Below are 21,263 nucleotides of genomic sequence, written 5' to 3'. Positions count from 1 at the left end.
ACTCCAATAATAGTGAAAGGTAACGAGTATTTAACAATCTTTTTCCAAGAATGATTCATAGTATTCCTCCTAAGATTTATGATTACCACAATTTTAAAATTTTTTAGAAGTAACATTTTATGAATCATATTTTTTAAAAAATGTAATATATTTAATTCTAGGTGTGATATAATGGAAAATTTAATAAAATTTTTAAGAGAATCTAGAGATCTATCAAAAAGTGATGTTTATAAAGGAATTATGAGTGAGTATACATATACGAATATCGAAAACGATATTGATAATGCTAATTTTTATAGTTTAATTATGATTTTAGATCGACTAAACATTCCATTTTCTGAGTTCGCTTATTTATATTCTAAGTCAAAAGATATTCCTAATTTTTTTGATGATTTAAATAATGAATTAAGCAATCGTATAGTGGTTATTGATGAATTTATTAAGAAGCATCCTTATCTAACAGATTTTCAAATAGATATTTTACATAGCTTAGCTACACTTTACGAAGGTACAGCTCAAGAACAAGAAAAGTATAGAAAGATTATTTGGAACTCAATTCAGAATAGAGAAAACTTATTGCCAAATGACATTGTTTTATTAAGTTATATATTCTTTTTATTTAAAGATGAACAACAAGCTTATATCATTAACGAGATAGAAGAAAAAATGAATTTATGGGAAGATTATTACGGCATATCTAAAACAATATCTTTATTCTATTATCATCTTGGCACTCTTTACAATTTAGTACATAAGGATACTGACATAGCGATTAAATATTATAATATCGCAATTAATAAAGGTGTAAAACATCAATCACCTTATCCAACTGCAAGAGCAATGATAGATTTAGGAAATATCACTTCTAATGAGGACTTAAAAACTAAAGGTAATACAATATTATCTGTATTCCACCCTGAAATGCTAGATATGTTATAACATAAAACGAGCACTCCTCGATTTCTCGAGAAGTGCTTAATTTTTTCTATTTCATATGTCATATATAATATCGGGTATAATCAATAAACCCATATCTCATCAAATATCATAATGATTTTAATACAGTAAATATGAGTTATTGGACACGTGCGGAAATGAAATTTTCTTTGCTATAACACAGTATAAAGACTACTTAAACAATCGCGCACAGTAGGTAGTGTAACATTTGCCACAGATAAGTTTAAAGAATTATAAGATACTCAAAAATATTACACTTTTAGCGAGATTGATAAAAACATTTTAAAGCATGTTAGTAAAGAATTACCACGATATTTTACTGATTTAAAAATTAAATCGAATGAACGTTGCAATCCAATAATAGCTTATGAATTTACATTTAAACCAGAAAGAGTCGGTGCTTGAATTGAAAATAAATATAAAAGATAGAAAAAAAACTAGATCTACCGCCTATAAATTGGGTAAAAGACGAATCTTAACTATTTAACTCTAAAATAAAAACAAATATACTGTTCTTAGAATCAAGTAAATAATTAAAAAAGATATAACAGATTTTACTTGTGCTTTATTATCATTCTTTTTCATTTTAAATATGCCAAAAATTATTAGTAAGGGAATTACTATATAACCGATTAGAATATCGTTAAGAAAGAAATCCAAAATTTAATCAGTCCTTACATTTTAAAGTTATTGATATATACTATGTTTTGAGTTTTCTTATTTCTATACTAACATAATTCATATACTTGTATAAGGTTAATAATCCATCATAAAAATGGTGCTAAAGTAACACCTGCAGGGCTAGCAGCTATATATGTTCATATGAACTACACATGTATTAAAGAAACAAATTCAAAATATAGTGTATACTAATTAATCTTAACTAAAGGATGATTAGCATTTTAGAAATTTTTTTCAATAATTTATTGTTTTGGTTCTTATGGTTACCACTCATATTCTCCATTTCAATTATTATAGTTTACAAAAAAGAAAATAAAAGTTTTATAAAACCACTATTAATATTTTTAATCGCATATTACATCGCTAGAACAACAATTTACATTATATAATTTTTATTTTTCGTTTCGCCTTTCCCTAAATCCATATCTCATCAAATATCTATAACCTCTCCTGTATTTCCTGTACCTATAGAAATACGGTTCCATGTATTGACTTGATTTACAAGCATTATAAAATCTACATACTCTTTCTCTGACAAATATTTTCTCATCTTTGAATACTCTTCATCAGAAATAGAATACTCTGAGATTAGCGTTAATTTTTTAGCAAATAATAGTAACGCTCTTTCTTCTTCATTGAAGTTCTCGTTATCTATATCTAAATTCAAAATCGACTCTATATGTTTCTTCTCAACTTTCTTTTTTGATGCCTCTTTATAGTGCATCTCTATACAGTAAGAACATCCATTTAAAACAGAAACATATAGTTTCACTAGAGAGACCATTTTTCGATCTATCTTTATTTTATTGACATATTTCTCTTGTAACATGATATTTTCCATTCCAACTGGAGATACTTTGAAATAGTTCACTCGATTATCCATATTCATAAAACTAGCAGCTTTTACTAAACTTTTAGATATAATTTTATTCATTATACTCTCTCCTAATTGCAACATTTGTAGAACTTTTGATTATATAGTAAATTACATATAACATAAGCTCAACACTTTGTAATGAAGTTCAACATAATACGGTTTTTGTTGCACGGGAGTGAAATAGTAATGAAGATGTCTAATCATCCATCAGTAATCCAATCACAGCAATGGATATATGAAAGTTTGATAAAACTTATGCAAGAAAAGTCATTTAATAGTATTTCCATAGGCGAAATCACAAAACTTGCGGATCTAGATAGAACAACTTTTTATAGAAACTTTGACTCAAAAGAAGATATTTTGAATGTAGGTATATCAAATATAAAAAATAAGTATATTAAGGCATTGAATAATTCTCAATCATTAACAATGGATTACGTATCTTATGTATTCTTTAATATTTGTTATGAAGAAATTGATTTATTAAAATTACTACATTCTCATGGTCTATCATCTTTGTTACTAGATCAGTTCAATGATATACTACCTCAACTTCATATCTCTGTGAAAAACAAATTTCATTATCAGATTAACGATGAATATATGATTTTTGCACTCTATTATAATACAGGTGGATTCTTAAATATATTAATGAAATGGATTGAAGGTGGTTGTACAGAAAGTACGGATGAATTGGTATCTAGTTTTATAGAGATTAGCAAATTCAACTTTTCAAAATAAAGTAACCACCAGAGGATTTAATAAATCAACCAACACGTTCCAAGTGACCACGTAGATGAAAAACCTGACAAGGAGATAATCTATCATTTTGACGCTATTCAGTCATGAGTCGTCTCGATTACTTCCTAATTGACCAACATGAGCATGAGTTTTCTAATGCCACGATAAGTGTTGAATACGGTTGTATCGATATATTACCTGAATCAGTCATCATCAAAAGATAGTTATAGAAATGATAAAAAACTTCAATTCTTTTTACATAAAAAAACCTGTAACTTCAATTACTCATTGTATTGCAAGCTACAGGTTATTTTTATTATTGTGTGATTATATCCCCTTGGAGCATGTCACTATCTCCATCAAAATTAATTCGAATACTTTTTGAATCCCACAAATCACTTGAATCAGCAACATGAAAATGGATATGGGCTTCACTTGAGTTTCCGGAATTTCCAACAAGACCAAGTAAATCGCCTCTCTTTACAGTATCCCCTTCTTTAACGACAATTGACTGATATTTAAAATGAGAAATATGACTAAATTCATCGTTTCCATGATCTAAGGTAACATAGTTTCCAGCAGGATGATCTGTGTTATGAATCCCAACAGGTTCGTTGTCTTTAATGTTGTTTTCAATCTCTACAACCACTCCATCTGCAGGTGCGATACACTCTTTTCCAAACGCATAATAACTCTCATTAAGCTCCTTGTCGCCCTCATATGATTTATTGTCCTTTGCAACGATAAAATCATACGCATAACGCTGTGATTCATACTCATAATGATAGTTTACTAAGCTATTTATACCACCCCAAGCAACTAGCCATTCACCCTTAAAAGGGGGTATAAACTTTGTTTTAGTAAATACTTCATCTGTTTCTGGATAGCTCTCTACTGGTAAAAACTGTATTCCCTCAATTACATCATCACTGTTAAACACAGCAACGATACCTTTTGTGCCACTATCATCTAGCCATACACAAAGATTAGATCCATCGTTATTGTTTATGAGTTCAGATTGAAGTTCTAAATCCATGATATCTTTCGTAAAGTCTTCTGCTATCTCACGTAATTCTTCTAGAGATATCTCGGCTTTAAATTCATTATCTGTTTGACTGTATACTGTCTCAAAATCACCTTGTAATATCAGGTTCGCTAACTCCTTTGGTTGCATGATATACCCTCCTTCATAGACAAAATTGGACACTTAATTATATCACGTTCTATATATTTCTATTAAGCAGCACAATGATGTAAATTTAAGTAGACAATTTATTAAGGGGATCTAAAATTGGACATTAAATTAAGGTATTAAACAAGTTGCAAAAGATAAAAACTTAACTCTAGTCGTTCCTAAAACACCTTCAACACAATATGATACAAGGTGGGAAGAAGGCGTTCTTAATTCAGATTATCTTATTGATTTAATTCAATCTCTTCCGAATAATGATTATCTTTGGATCGGCGGATTTTCAGGTGGTGCCGAAATTACATCTTATTGGCTAATTGAAAAGCTTAAAGACATAGATATTAAAAAAAGGAGGCGCTGTTCTTTTTGGAGGTGGTGGTTCTCCAAAAGCTGAAAATATAAGTGAGCGTATCCCAAAAGAGAATATTATAAGAGGCGACTTCCCTATTTATTGGATTGTCGGAGAACATGATACAGGCGAGAGAAAAGAACATCCTTTTAACGCTTTAACAGCAAGTAAAGAAGGAGAAGGATTTTATAGAGAAAACGGCTGGGAAACACATATTATTATATTGGATAACTACGGTCATTTATTAACCAAAAATAATGAAGGGAAATATGGCGAGTTTTTAGACGAAATAATACCAGAACGTTAAATATATATTAATAGTAAAAAACAAGCACCCCTCGATTTCTCGAGAAGTGCTTTTAAACTTTATATTTATATTTACTTTCTTAAGACCTAGTTTCATACGTTCAAAAATGCTGGCCATTAAATAATCTTGTAGCGTATTATTATTTCTTTCTATTGCTATCAAAATAGATTGCCTATTCAAAATTTAAGCATTCTATAATTAAAATAATAGTACTCGAAAATTTTTCACTTTACTCGAAAGCTCGTAAACCCTTTGATTCCATCGATTCTACCCTATTTTTGTAATTTCTTTTGAGTTACTCGAAAATTCCTATATTTACTCGAAAGCTCACAAATGCCTTGATATCATTAGATTCTCATTATTTTTTAGTGTTTATCTTTTTAATTACTCGAAAGTTTTCCACTTTACTCAAAACCGATTAAATAATATGTTCTCTTCGGATCATTTTTACTTGATCCATGTGTCGATACAATATTCATTTCTTCCAATTCTTTCAATCTTTTTCTAGCCGTAGGAGCAGATCTTTGAATAATACTTGCAATTTTAGATGCTGTTAATTCTCCCTCATTATACAAATGTCTCACAATTAATTCTTGTTGCTCATTTAAACTTTCAAATAATTCAGGTGTTATTATATTACTCACTCGACTCATTTCTCTTTCTTTTCTAGCCACAATGTTATTCTTCAAAGTTAATTGTACTGAACTGTTATTAGGTTCTGAATAAACGGGGTCATCTAGGAAATATTCCTTCATTTCGTCAAAAATACGACCAACTCCTTCGTTTGATTCCCTTACCCATTTATATTGAGTTAATGCCGCAGCTAATTTTGGATTCCTTGAATATCGTTCTTCTTTAATATTCTCTAACGTAACTGAAGCAGGTAATGCGCCTGGGCTACTAATTTCTAGTCTGTCGTCAAACATTTTTATTCTTATGTGATCTCCTTGGTTATCATATCTACGATGTACAATCGCATTTATCATTCCTTCAAACCAAGCAAATTCAGGGTATTCTGGTAACGTTATAAACTTTCCTTCTTTTCCTAAGAAAGTGTATTCTCGTAGTTGTGTATTGATAAAATCTCTTGCTTCCCTAATTGCTATCGGTAAAGCTTTATCAAATGTAATATCTTTTACTACATTAAGTCTTGTTCCAGATTCTTCTTTATTACCTTCATATCTCATAAAACGGATTCTAGCACTCGGCAAATAGACACTAATATTGTTACTAAACAGCAACAAACCGGCAACTGTCAATTTTCCTTCACGCATAAACCCTCTAGCTTTTAATAATTTTTCATCATCTACGTTTGTATTAAGTAATTGTTTAAATTCTCTAGTTAACATTTTATCTACATCTTCGATACTAGAATGCTCAACCAGTTCTTCTTCAAAACGACGTGAACCACGATCGTATTCTAAATTTGTAATTTGGTTGTGCGTCAATTTTCTACTTTTATCACTAATTCTTAAATATACTGAGTCATCTTTTAAGGTGATAATGGCATCATAACTAGGTTCAATATCGAAAACAAGAATTTCATCCATAGTTCCATCGTGTTTCTTCACCTCTATTATTTCATGTTTATATTTAGGTATTCTATACAAATATTCGAAGGGTGCCTCAATATACAGTTCTTTCTTTTTTGCTTTTGTATGATTAAATCCTGAAATCTCACCATTATCTTCAATGCCAATTACAAGTTTTCCACCTTCAGCATTTGCAAATGCACTAATTTGTTGAGCTACATCTTTAGGATTTATAGACGCTCTCTTTCTATCTAGAAGCTGTCCTTCAGCCTCAGTTTGCAAAAATTTAATATATTCTTCTCTTACAGTCATATTTAAACCTCGCAATCAATCATCTTATTGATCCTATTATATCATTCAATCATATGTGCTTATCGATTATCATTATAAATGATATTTGAATCCTCAAGAAATCTCACAAGTTTCATACTTCTTCAAATCAGTGAATATTTAAAAGCTTTAAAACAAAATAATTTCTTTCGGGATATTAAAATATGGTAACTAGCAAAATTAGAAAACACAAAAAAGCACTCCTCGATTTCTCGAGAAGTGCTTGTAATTTTTATATGAACACAAATTGCTATGCAATTTGCGTACTGGACTTGTATGCAAACAAGTTTGCAACAATTCCAGCATATTAACGTTTAGAGAATTGTGGTGCTTTACGAGCTTTCTTAAGACCTGGTTTCATACGCTCTTTCATACGTGGGTCACGTGTTAAGAGACCAGCACGTTTTAATTCAGCGCGGTGTTCAGGGTTTGCTTCTAATAATGCACGCGCAATTCCGTGACGGATTGCTTGAGCTTGTCCTGTGAATCCACCACCGTGTACGTTTACTAATACATCATAGTTACCTTCTGTTTCAGTAACAGCGAATGGTTGGTTTAAGTCTAAGATTAAGCTTTCAAATGGAAGGTATTCTCTCATGTCACGATTGTTGATCGTTACGTTACCTTCACCTGGTACAAGACGTACACGTGCGATTGACTTTTTACGACGTCCAGTTCCTCTATATTCTACTTTAGCCAATGTGTTTACCTCCTAATCCTTAACCACGTAACTCGTAGTTTTCAGGTTGTTGTGCCGCATGTGGATGCGTGTCTGCTTCATATACGAATAATTTGCTAAGTTGTTTGTCGCCTAAAGAGTTTTTAGGTAGCATACCTTTTACAGATTTTTCGATTAAACGAACTGGGTAAGTTTCTCTTAACTCTCCAGCTGTTACTTCTTTAATTCCACCTGGGTGACCAGTGTGTCTGTAGTATACTTTTTGACTTAATTTGTTTCCTGTTAATTCAACTTTACCAGCGTTGATGATGATCACGTAGTCACCAGTGTCAACGTGTGGCGTGTATGTTGGTTTATGTTTACCACGTAAGATTGATGCAACTTCTGTTGAAAGACGACCTAATGTTTGTCCTTCAGCATCAATTACGTACCATTTACGCTCAATGTTTGACTCGTTAGCCATAAATGTTTGACGCATTGTTTTGCCCTCCAAAATAAAAAAAGTTTCTAATTTTCTAATTTAATTGTTCATGTTATATCTTACAAAAGATAAGTTCCGGGGCTTATCAGTGTGTGATATAAATTTATACCGTTAGTAATTATAACGCACCTTTACGTTAAAAGTCAACGGTATCACGTGTTTTCTTTTAAATAATCGCCTTGTTCTTCTTCTGTTAAAAATATACGCTCTAAATATAACCCACCTGCTGGTGCAACTTTTGGATTTTGCGTTCGGTCTTTGTTTTCGATGTTTTCTTTTGTAGATTTTGGATTTCTATTACCTTTACCAACTTCAAGTAAATAAGATACGATAATTCGCACCATGTTATATAAAAAACCTGACCCCATAATGACGATTTCTAACCCATTTGTTGTCTCGATTATATCGAGTTTGTATATATGTCTCACTTTGTTTTCAATGACAGTTTTTGCACTCGAGAAACTTGTAAAGTCATGTGTGCCGATAAAGGACTCGGCCGCTTCTCGCATTTTGTCGATGTTTAATTCATCTTTCACATGTGTTTCTAACCCGTATTTAAAAGGAGATGGTTCTCCGAAGTACATTTTGTACCGGTATACTTTTCCTTTCGAGTGATACCTTACGTGATACTCCGGGTCGATCTCTTTTGACTCTATAATACGGATGTCTCCTGAAAGTTTGTTGTTTAATATAAACGACCACTTCTCAGGATCGATATCGAGTGTCGTGTCAAAGTGTGCGTATTGTTCAAGTGCATGAACGTGCTTATCTGTACGTGACGCTGGGTGAATTCTTATAAATTCACGGTGTACAGATTTTAATGCACGTTCAATTTCACCTTGAACAGTACGACGGTTTTGCTGATACTGCCACCCATCAAACTCTTTACCGTTATACGTTATTTTTAATAATATACGTGTCATGTTCTTAACACCCACAGTAGTACTCCAAATAGTACTAATATAATAAGCGCAATCGTGTCTCTTTTATGCCATATAAGGAGTCGGTAGTGCGTACGTCCTTCGTCTCCCTTATAGCCTCTTACTTCCATTGCAACTGCCATATCTTCTGCTCTTTGAAACGCAGATATAAATAGCGGTATGACGATAGGAATGAGTGCTTTTATACGGTCTTTTACTGGACCTGTCATAAATGTCGATCCTCTAGATGATTGTGCTTTTATTATTTTATCTGTCTCATCCATTAACGTCGGTATAAATCTTAAACTAATCGACGTCATCATCGCGATTTCATGGACAGGTACTTTAAACATTTTTAACGGTGATGCGAGTTTTTCTAAGCCGTCCGTTAATGAAATCGGACTTGTCGTCAGTGTCATGATCGTCGTTACGATGACGAGCATAATGAGTCTCGTTGATATATATAAACCTCTGATCAACCCTTCTAACTCAATCGTAAATATTTTAGCATCGATGAGTACCGGACCACCTTTTGTTAAGAATAGGTGCATTAAAAACGTAAATATGAGTAGTACGAGTATAATCTTAAGTCCGTTTAATACGAACATAATACCGAGTTTTGCGAGCTTTAAAACGATGAGTACAAAGGCAATTAAAAGTAAGTACGTTACTAAGTTGTTCGCAAAAAACACGATAATCATAAATAGTGCCGTCGCGATTAATTTCGCGCGTGCATCGAGTTTATGAATGACACTATCTCCAGGAATATAACGACCAAGTAGCATCGAATCAAACATCGAATACCCCCTTATACATACGTATGAATGACTGTATATTTTGAGGCATTTCGTCTAACGTATATCCTTTTTTACGTAAATCATGAACGAGGCGTACGACGTTTGGAACTTCTAGTTGATACTCTTTTAAGAGTGCTTCATCTTGTAAGAGTTCATGCGTATTCCCTTCAGCGACGAGATGTCCTTTAGAGAGTACTTTCACCTCATCAGTATAGTTAAACACGTCGTTCATATCGTGCGTGACGAGTATGACTGTAATCCCGAGCGTTTCGTGTAACGATTTAAATAACTCCATCGTTTTAATATGGCTGAGTGGGTCTAGTCCTGCCGTTGGTTCGTCTAATATAAGTACGTCTGGTTCCATCGATAGTATACCTGCGAGCGCAATTTTACGCATTTGCCCACCAGATAAATCAAACGGTGACTGATCAAATAATGATTCATCAACGTTTAGCAGTTCTAAATATTTTTTAGATATAGCTTCTGCTTGTTCTTTAGACTTTCCCATATTCATCGGTCCAAATGAGACGTCTTTAAGGACGGTTTCATCGAACAGCTGGTGTTCAGGGAACTGAAAGACGATCCCCACACGTTTTTTAACGTCGTGAATGATTTTATATTTCGCTTTTCTAGTTAATACATGGTCACCGACATTGACTTCTCCTTCTGTCGGTAAAATAAGTCCATTTAACATTTGTACGAGCGTTGACTTCCCACTACCTGTATGTCCGATGACACCGTAAAATTTACCTTGTTCAAATTGTGTCGTGATGTTATTTAACGCTTTAAATTCAAATGGTGTTTTCCTTTGGTAGACTAATGTCACGTTCTCTAGACTTATATTCATAGACGTTCCACCAACTCTTCGTATGACATATATTCTCCGTTCATTAACGCTTCGGACAACACAATATTAAATGGAAGCACTAAATTACTCTCTTTTAACACATCCGTGTCTTGATAGATTTCATACACTTGACCTTCGCTACGAATTTTACCATCACGCATCACATATGCGTAATCACTGTCTTCAATTTCAGTTAAGTCATGCGTAATGTAAATGATCGTCGTCTCTCTCGTTTTATGTATGTTTTTAAGTAAAGATAAAATATCCCTTCTACCAGTCGGGTCTAACATCGACGTCGATTCATCCATAATTAACACGTCTGGGTCCGTCACAAGCGCTCCAGCAATCGCAACACGTTGCTTTTGACCACCAGAAAGACGATGGGGTTCATGTGTTCTAAACTCCCACATACCGACTTCCCTTAAAGCAGATTCCACTTTATCTTTCATTGTTTCATGTGGAACACCACGATTTTCTAACCCAAACGCAACATCATCTTCGACTGTTGCTCCGACAAACTGGTTATCCGGATTTTGAAACACAATCGCAAATTTTTCGCGAATGTCTTGGAAATTGTCTTGTGTCACTTTTTCTCCATCGATATACACATCCCCTTCAGTTGGAGTGAGTATACCCATTATGATTTTTACTAACGTACTTTTACCAGAACCGTTATGTCCGATAATCGACACAAATTCTGATTTTTTAAAGTCGATAGAAATATGATTTAATGCGTATCGACTGCTGTGGCTATATTTGTATGAAACATTTTTAAGTGAAATCATATTTCCACCTTCTTTAAAATAGTTAAATAAAAAAGCGCGTACCCTGCAAAAGAGTCGCGCAATTCATAGTTTTGCAGGATACTTAAGAGCTAGACAGAAGTAAATCTATCGTAACACTCATACTGCTTTAATAAGAGGTTTAAGCACCCTCAACAAATTCAATAATCACTTGTTCTGCACCGTCTCCACGACGCTCACCAAGTTTTTTAATGCTTGTGTATCCACCTTGACGTTCTTCAAAACGAGGTGCGATATCATCAAATAATTTTTGTAATGCAGTTGTTGTTGAACCATCTTCGTTTACTAACGTAACGTTTTGTACCGTTTCAGCAGCACGACGTCTAGATGCTACGTCTCCACGCTTACCTAAAGTTACAAGACGATCTACAACTTTACGTAGCTCTTTAGCACGCTTTTCTGTTGTAACGATGCGTTCTTCAACGATTAATGATGTCGCAAGGTTTCTAAGCATAGATTTTCTGTGTGCTGAGTCACGACCGAGTTTTCTGTAAGCCATTCTTATACCTCCTCTTTAATTAATCTTCTTGGCGTAATTCTAATCCAAGGTCATCTAATTTATTTTTAACTTCGTCTAAAGACTTACGTCCTAGATTACGTACTTTCATCATGTCTGCTTCTGTTTTCTCTGTTAACTCTTGAACTGAGTTAATGCCTGCACGTTTTAAGCAGTTGTAAGAACGTACAGATAAGTCGAGTTCTTCGATAGACATTTCAAGTACTTTTTCTTTTTGGTCTTCTTCTTTTTCCACCATAATTTCAGCATTTTGCGCTTCGTCTGTTAAGTCGACAAAGATGTTTAAATGTTCAGTTAAGATTTTTGCACCAAGTGAAATAGATTCAAGCGGTGTAATTGATCCGTCTGTCCATACATCTAATGTTAACTTATCGAAGTTCGCATTTTGACCGACACGTGTGCTTTCTACTGTGTAGTTGACACGTTTTACTGGTGTGTAAATAGAGTCTACTGGAATTACTCCGATTGGTAGGTCGCTTTTGTTGTTCGCTTCAGATAAAGCATAACCGCGTCCGCGTCCAGCAATCATGCGTACTCTTAGGACTCCACCTTTTGCTACGGTTGCGATTTTTAACTCTGGGTTTAAAATCTCAACGTCACTGTCGTGGATAATATCTCCTGCAGTTACAACACCTTCGTCTGTAACATCAATTTCTAACGTTTTATCTTCTTCTGAATAGATTTTTAACGCTAAACTTTTAATGTTTGTGATGATCGTTGTAACATCTTCGATGACGTTCTCAATTGTTGAGAATTCATGTAGTACGTTTTCGAATTCGACTGTCTTTACTGCCGCACCAGGTAAAGATGATAAAAGAATGCGACGTAAGGAGTTCCCAAGCGTTGTTCCATATCCTCTTTCTAGAGGCTCTACAACAAACTTACCAAACTTAGAATCTTCCGTTAGTTCTACTGTTTCAATTCTAGGTTTTTCGATTTCAATCATTGTTTACTTTTTCCTCCCTATTACCGCCGTTTAATTGCGCAATGTGTTTTATCATCGTTAATTATACACGACGACGTTTTGGTGGACGACAACCGTTGTGTGGAACTGGAGTTACGTCTTTAATAGATGTAATCTCTAATCCAGCTGATTGTAATGCACGAATTGCAGATTCACGTCCTGCACCAGGTCCTTTTACTGTTACTTCTACAGTTTTAAGACCGTGTTCCATTGCCGCTTTAGAAGCAGTTTCAGAAGCCATTTGTGCTGCGAATGGAGTAGATTTCTTAGAACCTTTAAATCCTAATGCACCAGCAGATGACCATGATAGTGCGTTTCCGAAATCATCCGTGATCGTTACAATTGTATTGTTGAATGTTGAACGAATGTGTGCAATTCCTGATTCAACATTTTTCTTCACTCTACGTTTACGTGATGTACGTGATTGATTACGAGCCATTTATAATACTCCTCCCTTACTTGTTAATTACTTCTTCTTGTTCGCGATTGTTTTCTTAGGACCTTTACGCGTTCTCGCGTTGTTCTTAGTCTTTTGACCACGAACTGGTAAGCCACGACGGTGACGGATACCTCTGTATGATGCGATTTCTAAAAGACGTTTAACGTCTAAGTTTTCATCACGGCGTAAGTCACCTTCAAGTTTGTAGTTGTCTACAACTTCACGAATTTTGTTTAACTCATCTTCTGTTAAGTCTTGTACACGCGTGTCTTCGTTAACGCCTGCTTCTTTAAGAATTTCAGAAGATCTCGATTTACCGATACCGTAAATATAAGTTAATGAGATTACTACACGTTTATTACGTGGAATGTCAACTCCTGCTATACGAGCCATTATTTACACCTCCGTTATTTATTATCCTTGTCTTTGTTTATGCTTAGGATTCTCACAAATTACCATTACTTTTCCTTTACGACGAATGACTTTACATTTTTCGCAAATTGGTTTTACTGATGGTCTAACTTTCATTTTGTTACCTCCTTAATAATTGGAGTCCTTATTTAAAACGATAAGTGATTCTTCCTTTAGTTAAGTCATACGGTGACATTTCAACTGTTACTTTATCTCCAGGAAGGATTCGAATATAGTTCATACGAATTTTACCAGACACATGAGCTGTAATCTCATGGCCGTTTTCAAGTTCTACTTTGAACTGTGCGTTTGGTAATGTCTCTTTTACAAGACCTTCTAATTCAATAACGCCCTCTTTACTCACTTTATATTCCTCCTTTACAGTTTAAACTCTTTGTTTTGCTTGTCTTCAGGTGAAACCACTTATATTTAAGGACTGATGAGATATTCACCTAAAGACTCAAGGTGAATATTAAAGTGTTTCGAGTATCTTTTCGACATCAGCAAACACTTCATCGATATCTCTCGCACCATCTACTTTAGATAAAACACCTTGTTTTTCATAGAAATCAAGTAGTGGTTTCGTTTGCTTGATGTTTACACTTAATCTTTTTTGAACCGTTTCTGGGTTGTCATCTTCACGTTGGTATAATTTACCACCTTCAAGATCACATACACCGTCTTTTTTCGGCGGGTTAAACACTAAGTGATATACTGTACCGCATACCTCACAGATACGACGTCCTGTTAGGCGGTTCATGAGTTCCTCTTCAGGAACATCGATATATAATGTGCTATCAATCTGAGTACCAAGTTCAGCCATAATTTCATTTAAAGCTTTTGCTTGTGAGACAGTTCTTGGGAAACCATCTAATAAGAAGCCTTCTTTAGCGTCACTTTCAGATAATCTTTCTCTGACAATTCCAATCGTTACTTCATCGGGAACGAGTTCTCCACGATCCATGTAAGATTTTGCCTCTTTACCGAGTTCAGTTTCGTTTTTAATTGCTAAACGGAACATATCACCAGTAGAAATATGTGGAATTGGGTATTTTTTAATGATTTCTGTCGCCTGTGTACCTTTACCTGCTCCAGGCAATCCCATAATTACGATATTCATGAATATCCTCCTACTAATCTATACGTGTTTACCTATTGCGTCTAAACCCTCTGTACTCTCTTTGTCCTGCTTGAGCTTCGAGTTGTTTCATAGTTTCTAGCGCAACCCCGATAACGATGAGTAGGCTTGTACCACCGATCTGAATCGTTTGTGGTAAATCCATTAATCGAGTTAGCAGTATTGGTAACACTGCAATAAACGCTAAGAATATTGAACCTACAAATACGAGTCTATATAAAACATTTGTAATGTAAGTCTGCGTGTTTTTCCCTGGACGAATACCAGGAATGTAACTGCCTTGGTTTTTTAAGTTATCTGCCATCTTCTCAGGGTTTACTTGTACAAACGCATAGAAGTACGCAAACAAGATGATGAGAATGATGTAAATCACTAATCCGATATTAGACGCTGGATTCGCAGCTTCAGCAAATTTAATTGCCCATTCTTTATCTTGGAAAAATAGTGATATAGATTGCGGTAACATTAAGAATGCCATCGCAAAGATAACTGGGATAACTCCTGCAGGGTTAACTTTTAGCGGTAAGAAAGTTGCTTGTGGTGCAAGCATTGCTTGACGACCTTTACCTCTTGCATATTGAATCGGAATTTTACGAATCGCTTGTAAAACGTAAACCGCAAATGCAGTAAGAAGTAATAAACCAACAACCATACCAACTACTGTTAACACAGCCATCGTATTGTCTTGTGCGCCAACAAATTGTTGTTCATAAAATTGAATTAATGCACTTGGTAATGATCCTAAAATACCAGCGAAGATAATGATAGAAATACCGTTACCTACACCTTTTTCAGTGATTTGTTCACCAAGCCATAATAGAAACGCAGTACCTGTTGTAAGTACGATAGCGATAATTAGGTATGAACCAACTGAGTTATCACTAATTAACGTACCACCAAACATTTGGTTGAATGCAAATGACATACCAATTGACTGAATAAATGCTAAAACGATTGTAAAGTAACGCGTAAACTGAGCAATTTTACGTCGTCCGACTTCACCTTGTCGCGCCCATTCAGCAAACTTTGGTACAACGTCCATTTGCAGTAACTGCGTAACGATTGAAGCAGTGATGTAAGGCATAATCCCCATTGCAAAAATAGAGAAGTTTTTAAGTGCCCCACCACCGAATGTGTTCATGACGTCTAGTACGCCACCTTGAGCTTGTGTGTCAAACACACTCGGATCTACGCCAGGAACTGGTATATACGTACCAATTTTAAATATTACAAGCATTGCAAGTGTAAATACAATCTTCTGCCTGATTTCTTTGATCTTAAAGAAATTGACAACGTTGCTGATCATTAGATCACCTCTACAGTGCCGCCTTGAGCCTCAATCGCTTCTTTAGCCGTAGCAGAAAACTTGTGTGCTTGAACAGTTAACTTAACATTGAGTTCTCCGTTACCAAGAATTTTAATTGCTACATTCTTTTTAACTAATCCTGACTCAACGAGTAATTCAGGTGTAACTACAGTTCCAGCATCAAATTTATTTAAATCGCTAATGTTAACGACTGAATAACTTTTACGGTTAATATTTGTGAAACCACGTTTAGGAATCGCACGGAATAGTGGTAATTGACCACCTTCGAATACTAATCCTACGCCACCACCTGTACGAGCGTTTTGTCCTTTATGTCCACGGCCAGAAGTTTTACCATGACCTGATGACATACCACGTCCAACACGTTTACGTGATTTACGTGCGCCCTCAACTGGTTTAAGTTCGTGTAATTTCATTGTTGCACCTCCTATTTTATATTACTTATTAAATATTCTCTACTTTAACTAAGTGTTTAACTTTTTCTACTTGTCCTCTTAATTGAGCAGTATCTTCAAGCTCGATTGAAGAATTAATTTTCTTTAGACCGAGTGAAGCGACTGTCTTCTTTTGTGTTTCCGGTCTACCGATAACACTTCTTACGAGGGTAACTTTAACTTTAGCCATCTTGAATACTCCCCCTTAATTTAAGATTTCTTCTACAGTTTTTCCACGCAGTCTAGCTACGTCTTCAACGTTTTTAAGTTCTTCTAAACCTGTCATCGTCGCACGTACTACGTTTACTGGAGTACTTGTTCCGATCGATTTACTTAATACGTCTGTAACACCTGCTAACTCTAACACCGCACGTACCGGTCCACCTGCGATAACCCCAGTACCTGGAGCAGCTGGTTTCATGAATACGTGACCAGAGCTGAAGCGTCCGTTGATTTCGTGTGGAATAGTTCCGTCTACGATTGGTACTTCAACAAGGTTTTTCTTAGCTGCTTCAATTGCTTTTTTGATTGCTTCTGGCACCTCTTGTGCTTTACCTTGACCGAATCCTACGCGACCTTTTCTGTCCCCTACTACTACTAAAGCAGAGAAACGGAAACGTCTACCACCTTTAACTACTTTCGCGATACGGTTGATCGTTACTACGCGTTCTTCAAATTCTTGTTTTTCTTCTCTACGATTACGAGCCATTTTATTGTTTCGCCTCCTTCAATTAAAACTTAAGTCCGTTTTCACGTGCAGATTCTGCTAATGCAGCTACACGTCCGTGATATAAATAACCTCCGCGGTCGAATACAACTGTTTCGACGCCCGCTGCTTTACCACGTTCAGCAATTAATTTACCAACTTCTGCAGCTGCTTCTTTGTTAGAACCATTTTTACCGCTGAAGTCTTTATCTTGTGTTGAAGCACTTGCTAATGTTTTATAGTTCACATCATCGATAAGTTGTGCATAGATGTTTTTATTAGAACGGTATACGTTTAGACGTGGTCTTTCAGGAGTTCCTGAAATGTTTTTACGTACACGTAAATGTCTTTTACGACGTACCGCATTTTTATCGATTTTAGAAATCATTTATGTTCCTCCTCACTTGTTTAATTATTTACCAGTTTTACCTTCTTTACGACGTACGTACTCATCTTTGTAACGAATACCTTTACCTTTGTATGGCTCAGGTGGACGTACCTTACGAATGTTTGAAGCTAATGCTCCAACTTCTTCTTTGTCGATACCTTCAATTTTAAGTTTAGTGTTTCCATCAACTGAAATTGTAAGTGTATCTGATGATTCGAATTCAACTGGGTGAGAAAGTCCAACGTTTAATACAAGTTTCTTACCTTGCATTTGTGCACGGTAACCAACACCGATTAATTCTAATTCTTTAACAAAACCTTGTGATACACCTTCGACCATGTTGTTTAGTAAAGAACGTGTTGTTCCGTGAATCGAACGCATCGCGATTGAATCGTTTGGACGCTCAACGACGATTGTGTTGTCTTCCATTTTATAATTTAAGTCATCATTTAAAGTTCTTTTAAGTTCACCTTTCGGTCCTTTAACTGTAAATGTAGATCCATCAACGTCTACTGTAACGCCAGATGGAATTTCAATAATACGGTTACCAATTCGGCTCATTTTTGCACCTCCTAATTGTTATTACCAAACGTAAGCGAGTACTTCTCCACCAACGTTTTTGTTACGAGCTTCTTTATCTGTAATTACACCTTCAGATGTTGAAATTAAAGCAACACCTAAACCGTTAAGTACTTTTGGTAGTTCATCTTTTTTAGCGTATACGCGAAGACCTGGTTTAGAAATTCTCTTAAGACCAGTGATTACTCTTTCGCCATTTTCACTATATTTTAAGAACACACGGATAATATTTTGTTTGTCATCCTCCACATATTCTACGTTTTTGATGAAACCTTCATTTTTAAGGATTTCAGCGATATCTCTTTTGATGTTTGACGCTGGAATCTCTAATGATTCATGTTTAACAATGTTCGCATTTCTAATGCGTGTTAGCATATCTGCAATTGGATCTGATATAGTCATCTAAAATATGCCTCCCTTCAATTTATATAGAATTACCAGCTCGCCTTTTTGACGCCTGGAAGTTGACCTTTATATGCGAGTTCACGGAAACAGATACGGCAAAGTTTAAATTTGCGAAGTACTGAGTGTGGACGTCCACATCTTTCACAACGTGTATATTCTCTTACTTTGAATTTTTGCGGTTTTTGTTGTTTCGCAATCATTGATTTTTTAGCCATGAATATGCCTCCTTTTTACTTTTTGAATGGCATACCAAATTGTGTTAACAGTTCACGAGCCTCTTCGTCTGTGTTAGCTGTTGTAACAATAACGATATCCATACCTCTTACTTTTGTTACTTTATCGTAATCGATCTCTGGGAAGATGATTTGTTCTTTAACACCTAAAGTGTAGTTCCCACGACCATCGAATGCTTTTTTAGATACACCTCTGAAGTCTCTTACACGTGGTAATGATACTGAGATAAGTTTATCTAAGAAATCGTACATTCTGTCACCACGTAAAGTTACTTTTGCACCGATTGGCATACCTTCACGTAAACGGAATGTAGCTACTGATTTTTTAGCTTTTGTAATTTGTGGTTTTTGACCAGCAATTGCTGTTAATTCTTCTACAGCAGTGTCTAATACTTTAGCGTTTTGTACAGCTTCACCAACACCCATGTTGATTACGATTTTATCGATTTTAGGTGCTTGCATTACAGAGCTGTATTCAAACTTTTTAACGAGTTCATCTTTGATTGTCTCGTTGTATTTATCTTTTAAACGAATCACGATATGTGTCCTCCTTCCGAGTTACCTTATTTAATTTCTTTACCTGATTTAACTGCTACTCTAATTTTCTTTCCGTCTTTTTCTTCATAACGGATTCTAGTGCGTTCACCTGAATCAGGATCAACGTGCATAACGTTAGAAACGTGAATAGCTGCTTCTGTTTCTAAAATCCCTCCGTCTGGATTTAATTGAGAAGGTTTTTGGTGTTTCTTAACCATATTTACTCCTTCAACTACCACACGTTCTTCTCTAGGGATAGCTTTTAAAACAGTTCCCTGTTTACCTTTATCTTTACCGCTAATGACAATAACTTTGTCGCCTGTTTTTACGTGCATCGTCTTATCGCACCTCCTTAGTTAATATTAAAATTATAATACTTCTGGTGCCAATGAGATAATTCTCATAAAGTTGCCGTCACGTAATTCACGTGCTACTGGACCAAATATACGAGTTCCTCTTGGACTTTTATCGTCACGAATAATGACACATGCGTTTTCATCAAATTTAATATATGAACCATCTTCACGACGGATACCTGTTTTAGTACGAACGATGACTGCTTTAACTACGTCACCTTTCTTGACAACACCACCCGGTGTTGCATGTTTTACTGTTGCAACAACAACATCACCAATGTTCGCTGTTTTACGGCCAGTACCACCAAGTACTTTGATCGTTAAAACTTCACGAGCTCCAGAGTTGTCGGCAACTTTCATACGAGATTCTTGTTGAATCATGCGTGGTTACCTCCCTTTATATATCTACACGATTAGATAATTACTGATTCCTCTACGATTTCCACTAAGCGGAAACGTTTAGTAGCTGATAATGGGCGAGTAGCTTCGATTTTTACGATATCGCCTAATTTAGCTTTGTTGTGCTCGTCATGAGCTTTGTACTTTTTAGAGTATTTTACGCGTTTACCAATAATTGGGTGTCTTTTGTGTGTTTCAATAAGTACAGTGATTGTCTTGTCCATCTTATCAGAAACGACACGGCCTTGATAAACTTTACGTTCATTTTTCTCTGCCATTATATAAACCTCCTATAAATTATTGATTCGCTTTTGCTTCTTCAATTTCTCTTTCACGGACTGTCGTTTTTAAACGCGCAATCGTTTTTCTAACTTCCTTGATACGAGCAGTGTTTTCTAGCTGACCAGTAGCTAGTTGAAAGCGTAGGTTGAAGAGTTCTTCTTTAAGTTCTTTAATGTTATTTACGATTTCTTCGTTTGTAAGTTCACGGATTTCCTTAGCCTTCATTCGTATCACCACCTAATTCTTCTCTCACAACGAATTTTGTTTTTACTGGAAGTTTGTGACTTGCAAGACGTAGAGCTTCACGAGCTACCTCTTCATCTACACCTGCAACTTCAAACATGATGCGTCCTGGCTTAACGTTTGCAATCCAGTGCTCTACTGCACCTTTACCAGAACCCATTCGAACTTCTAATGGCTTTTTAGTAATTGGCGTGTGCGGGAAAATGTTGATCCATACTTTACCGCCACGTTTCATGTAACGTGTCATAGCGATACGTGCTGCTTCGATTTGACGTGCAGTAATCCATGCAGACGTCGTAGCTTGTAAGCCGTAATCGCCGAAGTTTACTTCATTACCGCCTTTTGAACGTCCTTTAGAATTTGGACGGTGTTGACGACGGTATTTTACTCTCTTTGGTAATAACATTCTTCTTGT

32 protein-coding genes and 1 pseudogene are annotated in these 21,263 nt (G+C 35.3%); 3 read left to right on the top strand and 30 right to left on the bottom strand.

The window, feature by feature from the left end; all coding sequences use genetic code 11:
- Positions 1-171: 171 nt before the first annotated feature.
- Together BBS29_RS04015 and BBS29_RS08605 are read left to right on the top strand one after the other, a co-directional pair.
- A complete protein-coding gene (locus BBS29_RS04015) occupies positions 172-939 on the top strand; it encodes a helix-turn-helix domain-containing protein (protein WP_068129237.1) in 768 nt (255 codons plus the stop codon).
- 273 nt (positions 940-1,212) lie between these two features.
- Positions 1,213-1,362 (top strand): annotated as a pseudogene (locus BBS29_RS08605) (replication initiation protein); the annotation flags it as partial.
- 706 nt (positions 1,363-2,068) lie between these two features.
- Here BBS29_RS08605 and BBS29_RS04010 read toward each other — a convergent pair.
- Positions 2,069-2,572, bottom strand: coding sequence for a carboxymuconolactone decarboxylase family protein (locus BBS29_RS04010; protein ID WP_179853827.1), 504 nt, complete (start codon positions 2,570-2,572; stop codon positions 2,069-2,071).
- A gap of 129 nt (positions 2,573-2,701) precedes the next feature.
- Between BBS29_RS04010 and BBS29_RS04005 the strand changes: the two genes are divergently transcribed.
- Positions 2,702-3,256, top strand: coding sequence for a TetR/AcrR family transcriptional regulator (locus tag BBS29_RS04005; RefSeq protein WP_068129235.1), 555 nt, complete (start codon positions 2,702-2,704; stop codon positions 3,254-3,256).
- 316 nt (positions 3,257-3,572) lie between these two features.
- Here the strand turns inward: BBS29_RS04005 and BBS29_RS04000 are convergent, their stop codons facing one another.
- From BBS29_RS04000 to rplP, 29 genes are all read right to left on the bottom strand, one after another.
- Complete coding sequence (locus BBS29_RS04000) at positions 3,573-4,430, bottom strand: M23 family metallopeptidase (RefSeq protein ID WP_257009082.1); 858 nt, start codon at positions 4,428-4,430, stop codon at positions 3,573-3,575.
- Positions 4,431-5,505: 1,075 nt separating this feature from the next.
- Positions 5,506-6,945 (bottom strand): ATP-binding protein, encoded by a 1,440-nt coding sequence (locus BBS29_RS03995; protein ID WP_068129233.1) that lies wholly within the window; start codon positions 6,943-6,945, stop codon positions 5,506-5,508.
- A gap of 325 nt (positions 6,946-7,270) precedes the next feature.
- Entirely contained in the window at positions 7,271-7,663 is a 393-nt protein-coding gene (gene rpsI / locus BBS29_RS03990; protein WP_040929559.1) for a 30S ribosomal protein S9, read from the bottom strand.
- A gap of 19 nt (positions 7,664-7,682) precedes the next feature.
- Positions 7,683-8,120 carry a 50S ribosomal protein L13 gene (gene rplM, locus BBS29_RS03985; RefSeq protein WP_040929560.1) on the bottom strand — a complete coding sequence of 146 codons (438 nt, stop codon included), beginning with the start codon at positions 8,118-8,120 and terminating at the stop codon, positions 7,683-7,685.
- Between the two features lie 155 nt (positions 8,121-8,275).
- Complete coding sequence (gene truA / locus BBS29_RS03980) at positions 8,276-9,046, bottom strand: tRNA pseudouridine(38-40) synthase TruA (RefSeq protein ID WP_068129230.1); 771 nt, start codon at positions 9,044-9,046, stop codon at positions 8,276-8,278.
- Positions 9,043-9,840, bottom strand: a complete 798-nt coding sequence (locus BBS29_RS03975) for an energy-coupling factor transporter transmembrane component T family protein (RefSeq protein ID WP_068129227.1) — start codon at positions 9,838-9,840, stop codon at positions 9,043-9,045. Before BBS29_RS03975 ends, truA begins: the two co-directional genes overlap by 4 nt.
- On the bottom strand, positions 9,833-10,687 hold the full coding sequence (locus BBS29_RS03970; RefSeq protein WP_068129225.1) for an energy-coupling factor transporter ATPase: 855 nt from the start codon (positions 10,685-10,687) through the stop codon (positions 9,833-9,835). Before BBS29_RS03970 ends, BBS29_RS03975 begins: the two co-directional genes overlap by 8 nt.
- On the bottom strand, positions 10,684-11,472 hold the full coding sequence (locus BBS29_RS03965; RefSeq protein ID WP_068129222.1) for an energy-coupling factor transporter ATPase: 789 nt from the start codon (positions 11,470-11,472) through the stop codon (positions 10,684-10,686). The genes BBS29_RS03970 and BBS29_RS03965 overlap by 4 nt, the downstream gene beginning before the upstream one ends.
- A 139-nt stretch (positions 11,473-11,611) precedes the next feature.
- Positions 11,612-11,989 carry a 50S ribosomal protein L17 gene (rplQ, locus tag BBS29_RS03960; protein WP_040929565.1) on the bottom strand — a complete coding sequence of 126 codons (378 nt, stop codon included), beginning with the start codon at positions 11,987-11,989 and terminating at the stop codon, positions 11,612-11,614.
- Positions 11,990-12,008: 19 nt separating this feature from the next.
- A complete protein-coding gene (locus BBS29_RS03955) occupies positions 12,009-12,953 on the bottom strand; it encodes a DNA-directed RNA polymerase subunit alpha (protein ID WP_068129220.1) in 945 nt (314 codons plus the stop codon).
- A 61-nt stretch (positions 12,954-13,014) separates the two neighbouring features.
- A complete protein-coding gene (gene rpsK, locus BBS29_RS03950) occupies positions 13,015-13,410 on the bottom strand; it encodes a 30S ribosomal protein S11 (protein WP_068129219.1) in 396 nt (131 codons plus the stop codon).
- 27 nt (positions 13,411-13,437) lie between these two features.
- Entirely contained in the window at positions 13,438-13,803 is a 366-nt protein-coding gene (rpsM, locus tag BBS29_RS03945; RefSeq protein ID WP_040929568.1) for a 30S ribosomal protein S13, read from the bottom strand.
- Between the two features lie 21 nt (positions 13,804-13,824).
- Complete coding sequence (rpmJ, locus tag BBS29_RS03940) at positions 13,825-13,938, bottom strand: 50S ribosomal protein L36 (protein ID WP_029091518.1); 114 nt, start codon at positions 13,936-13,938, stop codon at positions 13,825-13,827.
- A gap of 28 nt (positions 13,939-13,966) precedes the next feature.
- Complete coding sequence (gene infA / locus BBS29_RS03935) at positions 13,967-14,185, bottom strand: translation initiation factor IF-1 (RefSeq protein ID WP_040929569.1); 219 nt, start codon at positions 14,183-14,185, stop codon at positions 13,967-13,969.
- 108 nt (positions 14,186-14,293) lie between these two features.
- Positions 14,294-14,941, bottom strand: a complete 648-nt coding sequence (locus BBS29_RS03930) for an adenylate kinase (protein WP_068129217.1) — start codon at positions 14,939-14,941, stop codon at positions 14,294-14,296.
- Between the two features lie 28 nt (positions 14,942-14,969).
- On the bottom strand, positions 14,970-16,265 hold the full coding sequence (gene secY, locus BBS29_RS03925; RefSeq protein WP_068129215.1) for a preprotein translocase subunit SecY: 1,296 nt from the start codon (positions 16,263-16,265) through the stop codon (positions 14,970-14,972).
- Positions 16,265-16,702, bottom strand: coding sequence for a 50S ribosomal protein L15 (gene rplO, locus BBS29_RS03920; protein WP_068129213.1), 438 nt, complete (start codon positions 16,700-16,702; stop codon positions 16,265-16,267). Before rplO ends, secY begins: the two co-directional genes overlap by 1 nt.
- 28 nt (positions 16,703-16,730) lie before the next feature.
- The gene (rpmD, locus tag BBS29_RS03915) at positions 16,731-16,910 is read right to left on the bottom strand and encodes a 50S ribosomal protein L30 (RefSeq protein ID WP_040929573.1); all 180 of its coding nucleotides are present in this window, start codon (positions 16,908-16,910) and stop codon (positions 16,731-16,733) included.
- Between the two features lie 15 nt (positions 16,911-16,925).
- A complete protein-coding gene (rpsE, locus tag BBS29_RS03910; protein WP_040929574.1) occupies positions 16,926-17,429 on the bottom strand; it encodes a 30S ribosomal protein S5 in 504 nt (167 codons plus the stop codon).
- 22 nt (positions 17,430-17,451) lie between these two features.
- Positions 17,452-17,814, bottom strand: coding sequence for a 50S ribosomal protein L18 (gene rplR, locus BBS29_RS03905; protein WP_040929575.1), 363 nt, complete (start codon positions 17,812-17,814; stop codon positions 17,452-17,454).
- A 24-nt stretch (positions 17,815-17,838) separates the two neighbouring features.
- Positions 17,839-18,375, bottom strand: a complete 537-nt coding sequence (rplF, locus tag BBS29_RS03900; protein WP_068129211.1) for a 50S ribosomal protein L6 — start codon at positions 18,373-18,375, stop codon at positions 17,839-17,841.
- A 21-nt stretch (positions 18,376-18,396) separates the two neighbouring features.
- Positions 18,397-18,795: a 30S ribosomal protein S8 gene (gene rpsH, locus BBS29_RS03895; protein ID WP_040929577.1), complete on the bottom strand. Its 399-nt coding sequence runs from the start codon at positions 18,793-18,795 to the stop codon at positions 18,397-18,399.
- Between the two features lie 32 nt (positions 18,796-18,827).
- Positions 18,828-19,013: a type Z 30S ribosomal protein S14 gene (locus BBS29_RS03890; RefSeq protein ID WP_040929578.1), complete on the bottom strand. Its 186-nt coding sequence runs from the start codon at positions 19,011-19,013 to the stop codon at positions 18,828-18,830.
- Positions 19,014-19,028: 15 nt separating this feature from the next.
- Positions 19,029-19,568: a 50S ribosomal protein L5 gene (rplE, locus tag BBS29_RS03885; RefSeq protein ID WP_040929579.1), complete on the bottom strand. Its 540-nt coding sequence runs from the start codon at positions 19,566-19,568 to the stop codon at positions 19,029-19,031.
- 26 nt (positions 19,569-19,594) lie between these two features.
- The gene (gene rplX / locus BBS29_RS03880; protein ID WP_068129209.1) at positions 19,595-19,903 is read right to left on the bottom strand and encodes a 50S ribosomal protein L24; all 309 of its coding nucleotides are present in this window, start codon (positions 19,901-19,903) and stop codon (positions 19,595-19,597) included.
- Positions 19,904-19,936: 33 nt separating this feature from the next.
- Positions 19,937-20,305, bottom strand: coding sequence for a 50S ribosomal protein L14 (gene rplN, locus BBS29_RS03875; protein ID WP_040929581.1), 369 nt, complete (start codon positions 20,303-20,305; stop codon positions 19,937-19,939).
- A gap of 32 nt (positions 20,306-20,337) precedes the next feature.
- Positions 20,338-20,601, bottom strand: coding sequence for a 30S ribosomal protein S17 (rpsQ, locus tag BBS29_RS03870; protein ID WP_040929582.1), 264 nt, complete (start codon positions 20,599-20,601; stop codon positions 20,338-20,340).
- 19 nt (positions 20,602-20,620) lie between these two features.
- The gene (gene rpmC / locus BBS29_RS03865; RefSeq protein ID WP_068129207.1) at positions 20,621-20,830 is read right to left on the bottom strand and encodes a 50S ribosomal protein L29; all 210 of its coding nucleotides are present in this window, start codon (positions 20,828-20,830) and stop codon (positions 20,621-20,623) included.
- Positions 20,820-21,254, bottom strand: a complete 435-nt coding sequence (gene rplP / locus BBS29_RS03860; RefSeq protein WP_040929584.1) for a 50S ribosomal protein L16 — start codon at positions 21,252-21,254, stop codon at positions 20,820-20,822. Before rplP ends, rpmC begins: the two co-directional genes overlap by 11 nt.
- Between the last annotated feature and the right edge of the window lie 9 nt (positions 21,255-21,263).

It is taken from the genome of Nosocomiicoccus ampullae, assembly GCF_001696685.1.
GTDB classification, from domain to species: Bacteria; Bacillota; Bacilli; order Staphylococcales; family Salinicoccaceae; genus Nosocomiicoccus; species Nosocomiicoccus ampullae_A.
The sequence above is the reverse complement of the archived record's forward strand: the minus strand, read 5'-3'. Positions and strand labels throughout refer to the sequence as shown.